Source organism: uncultured Gimesia sp., assembly GCF_937919775.1.
Taxonomy (GTDB): Bacteria; Planctomycetota; Planctomycetia; order Planctomycetales; family Planctomycetaceae; genus Gimesia.
In genome coordinates this window covers 1-3,829 of record NZ_CALFPF010000378.1, presented here as the reverse complement: position 1 = coordinate 3,829, position 3,829 = coordinate 1, and the positions used below count along the sequence as shown (strand labels likewise).

4 protein-coding genes and 1 pseudogene are annotated in these 3,829 nt (G+C 50.1%); 4 read left to right on the top strand and 1 reads right to left on the bottom strand.

Going from position 1 to position 3,829, the window contains the following annotated elements; translation table 11 throughout:
• Both Q0294_RS10345 and rpsT read left to right on the top strand, forming a co-directional pair.
• Positions 1 to 927, top strand: a 927-nt coding sequence (locus Q0294_RS10345; RefSeq protein WP_299464409.1) for a tetratricopeptide repeat protein, incomplete at its 5' end; no start/stop codon positions are given.
• 185 nt (positions 928 to 1,112) lie between these two features.
• Positions 1,113 to 1,385 carry a 30S ribosomal protein S20 gene (gene rpsT / locus Q0294_RS10340; RefSeq protein WP_299464406.1) on the top strand — a complete coding sequence of 91 codons (273 nt, stop codon included), beginning with the start codon at positions 1,113 to 1,115 and terminating at the stop codon, positions 1,383 to 1,385.
• 93 nt (positions 1,386 to 1,478) lie between these two features.
• On the opposite strand, the gene Q0294_RS10335 is transcribed toward rpsT, so the two are convergent.
• On the bottom strand, positions 1,479 to 2,288 hold the full coding sequence (locus tag Q0294_RS10335) for an SDR family oxidoreductase (protein WP_299464403.1): 810 nt from the start codon (positions 2,286 to 2,288) through the stop codon (positions 1,479 to 1,481).
• Positions 2,289 to 2,432: 144 nt separating this feature from the next.
• Between Q0294_RS10335 and Q0294_RS10330 the strand changes: the two genes are divergently transcribed.
• Both Q0294_RS10330 and Q0294_RS10325 read left to right on the top strand, forming a co-directional pair.
• Entirely contained in the window at positions 2,433 to 3,254 is an 822-nt protein-coding gene (locus Q0294_RS10330) for a sugar phosphate isomerase/epimerase (RefSeq protein ID WP_299464400.1), read from the top strand.
• Positions 3,255 to 3,417: 163 nt separating this feature from the next.
• A pseudogene (locus tag Q0294_RS10325) lies at positions 3,418 to 3,829 on the top strand (sulfate adenylyltransferase); the annotation flags it as partial.

Genomic DNA, 3,829 nt, shown 5'->3' with positions numbered 1-3,829 from the left:
TGGGAAATGGCGCTCCGGCTGGATCCATTGGATGGGCAGGCACGCACCAAGGTGACTGCGCTGATGGCGACGGAGACCCGCGTTCGGGGCGGATATGAAGGCGCTGATAAATCAAGCAACGTCAAACGCCAGTCCGCCTATGATGAAGGGCGCGCCACGCCCGAACAAAGGCGCCAAGCGCAAAAAGGGGGGGCTCCCGATGGTCCGGGGCAATCACAGGAAGCCGATCTCCTGCGCTCGATCCGAAAAGAACCGGAAAATAAGGATCCTTACCTGAAACTGGCCGACTTTTATCGTCGTGATGGAAAGCTGGTCGAAGCCAAGGAACATTACGAAAAAGCATACGAGCTTTCCGGAAAGGATTCCAATATTGGCGAACAGGTTGAAGATGTGGATCTGGATCTGTTACGCGAACAACTGATCGATGCGAAGGATAAATTCAATCGAAATAATGAAGATGCGGATGCCAAGAAAGAGGTTACCTTAATCAGCAAAGCTTTGATTAAACGCGAAATTGAAGTCTTCACCAAACGGGTAGAACGTTATCCGGCTGACATGCGCGTGAAATATGAATTAGCACAACGCTTTATCCGATTGAAAAAATGGTCGTCGGCCATCTCTTTATTGCAACAGGCGGTCAAAGACACACGCATCAGTGCGGATGCCCTGGTTGCCTTGGGGAAATGTTTCTTTGCAGATGGTAAAAAAGAACTTGCCAAAAGGCAGTTCGAGAAGGCACTGCCCAAGCTTTCCCCGGATGATAAGCCGGAGATTTACAAAGAATCACACTATCTGCTGGCCCGGCTGTATGAAGAGTCGAAGGAAAAGGAAAAAGCAGACGACCATTACAGCGAGATTCTGGCGGTCGATTATGACTATCGGGATGCACGTGAGCGACTGGAAAAACTTCAGTCCGGTAATGTCTGAATGTATGGTCGTTTTCCGGAAATTCCTGAAAAAAGGTGATTTTTGCAGCTCGGAATGGCTGGAATAACGACTTGGAGGTTGTTAAGCTCCTGTTCTGCCTGAGATTTTATAGTGGCGACTGTCTTAAACAGATGGAAGTCGTTTTGTATTGTAAATAGTTACTCAGAAAATACTTAAGTCGAAAAATGCCAAACACAAGAAGTGCCAAAAGAGCCCTGCGAAAAAGTGATGCTCGTCGTCTTCGTAACCGTTCTACCCGTTCCGAATTAAGAAACACCATCAAAATTGCCCGCACTGCGATCGCCGGAGATGATTCTCAGACTGCTGTGACTGCACTGCAGAAAGCATCTAAAAAGATTGATCAGGCTGCTGCCAAAGGTATCATTCATAAGAATGCCGCTGCCCGTACTAAATCACGGCTGGCAAAAATTGCAAACAAAAAGCCCGCTGCTGAATAATCAGCGTTCTCGCTCTAAAACAGCCCCTCGTAGATGGTTCTGTCTCAACAGAATTCTTTGCGTGGGGCTTGAGTTTTTTATACCCGCACGATTTCACCAGTGCATGACAAATCCACCATCCACATTGATGGTTTGTCCGGTGACTTGAGCCGCGCGATCGGAGCTGAGAAACACGATCATATTCGCGATGTCCTGGGGAGTCTGCCAGCGCTGGAGCGGTACCAACTGTTTAATCTTTTCGCCGGCCCATTGCTCATAAGTTTTTTGATCTGCCTTCGCCTGACGATCATTCCAGGCTTTCCAGACCGATTGATTCAGGGGGGTCTGTACCATTCCGGGGCAGACGGAATTGACTCGAATTCCAGCGGGTGCCAGATCTTTCGCCATACATTGTGCAAAGTTAATGTTGGCTGCTTTGGAAGCGCTGTAAGGCGGATCTGTCTGCGAGCCGATTTGACCGGCAATCGAACTGATGAAAGTCATACAGCCTGTGCCAGCCTGTTGCATGAGTGGCGTGACGGCATGCGCCACATTCACCATCCCCTGCATGTTGACTTCAAACACACGCGGCCAGTCAGCGGGGGTCAGGTTGGTAAAGGGAAAACCGAATTTTCCCGAGCCGATCGCAGCCGCATGGACCAGATGATCGATTTGCGAAACCCGATTCAGTGTCTGTTTCGCGATTTCCTGAACGGCAGTGTAATCGGTGATATCGACCTGAAATCCGAGCACGGTCTGCCCGGTTGCTTCACTCAATTGATCGGCAATGCGATGGACCTGATCGGTCCGATCCCAGAGAACGGGCTGGACTCCTTCTTCGGCAAACGTGCGGGCCGTGACCAGTCCAATGCCACTGGCACCGCCTGTAATCACAGCAGAGGTGCCTGATAAATTGAGATCCATCGCTTGATTCATCCTCGTTCGAATGGGAATCGCTTGAGTCGGGTGAATCTCATTCTGATCAATGGCTTTTCCCTCTGCAAGCGGCCTGCTATCTTAATATCACAGGAAAAACGGCAAATCAGCTGCAGGTGTGAAAGGAACTCTATGAAACTCGGAATGATTAACTCGGCCTGGGCGCAAGCCGGTCGCGATACTGCCTGGGGATTGCAGAAGACAAAAGAGATCGGTTTCGACTGTGTTGATATTTTCATTGATCCGCTCGATGTGGATATCCGCGAACGAAAACTGGTCAAGGATACGTGCGTTCGTTTAGACCTGCCGATTGTTTCCGTATGTTGTGTTGCGGTCGGTTTAATCGATTTCAATCCGAGTGTGCAACGTTTTCATCTGCAGCGAGTGAAGGATTACCTGGATCTGTGTTATGAATACGAGGCGAAAAACCTGCTGCTCGTGCTCGGCGAATACATCTGGAACCGGGAAGTGATCCCTCCCGAAGCGCAATGGAAACTGGGCGTCGAACAATGCCAGATTCTGGCAGGTTACGCGGAGAATCTGGGGCTGGAAATTGCGCTCGAACTGGAACCGTTTCCGCTTTCCTTATTGAACAGCGTCGATGCGATGGTGCGTTTTGTAGATGAGGTCAATCATCCGGCTTTAAAGGCGAATATTGATATTTCTCACCTGCTGTTAGCGGATGTAAAACCGGAAGAACTCCGGAAATTAGAGGGGAAAGCCACGCACGTGCATATCTCTGATTGCGACGGCAAAGTACACGGGGATTTGCCGCCGGGCAGGGGAGTGGTGCCCTTCGAAGCCTATCTGAACGAAATCAAAAAACTGAACATCGAGGGGGCGATTTCGCTGGAACTGGAATATTCGCCTGAACCGGACAAAATCGAAGATTGGGTCCGGGAAGCCTATGAATCGACGAATACTCTGCTGCAGAAGGCGGGTTTGAGGGGCTGAAGACGTCAGAAAACGATCTGAAACGGGAGAGTTTTTTGAATTCGGTGAATCCCCCCGTCTGTTGCTTGAAGTTTTCCATGCGTTTCCCTAATTTCGCTAGTAGAGACGCCATGAGGTTGGCGTTAGATCGAAAACCCTTTTGTCAAAATTGAGAATTCAAACGATGGCTGACCTAATTGCCCCTCATGGAGGTTTGAGCGAACCTGTCTGTTGTACAGTTCCTGCGGCGGAAATTGAAAGCTTCAAAGCCGAAGCAGCAACACTTCCCAAAGTACCTGTTTCTGCGGCTGATTTATCGACCGTGTATCGTCTGGGAGACGGCACACTCAGTCCCCTGACCGGTCCGATGACGGGTGAAGTATTCAACCGTGTGCTCGACGAAGCCTGCATTGAAGTGAACGGCAAGCAATATGCCTGGACGATTCCTCTGTCGCTGCCTGTGACTTCCGCATTGGCCGCCACACTGGCCAGCGGTCAAAAAGTCGCGCTCACCAATCCTGCCGGCGAGATCGTTGCCACTCTGGAGATTCAAGATGTCTTCGAATGGGACAAACCCAAGTACATCAAGAGCGTTT

Bases quoted from the DNA above. Each gene is read 5' to 3' on its own strand.
- rpsT (WP_299464406.1), top strand. From the start codon at position 1,113: ATGCCAAACACAAGAAGTGCCAAAAGAGCCCTGCGAAAAAGTGATGCT.
- Q0294_RS10335 (WP_299464403.1), bottom strand. From the start codon at position 2,288: ATGGATCTCAATTTATCAGGCACCTCTGCTGTGATTACAGGCGGTGCC.
- Q0294_RS10330 (WP_299464400.1), top strand. From the start codon at position 2,433: ATGAAACTCGGAATGATTAACTCGGCCTGGGCGCAAGCCGGTCGCGAT.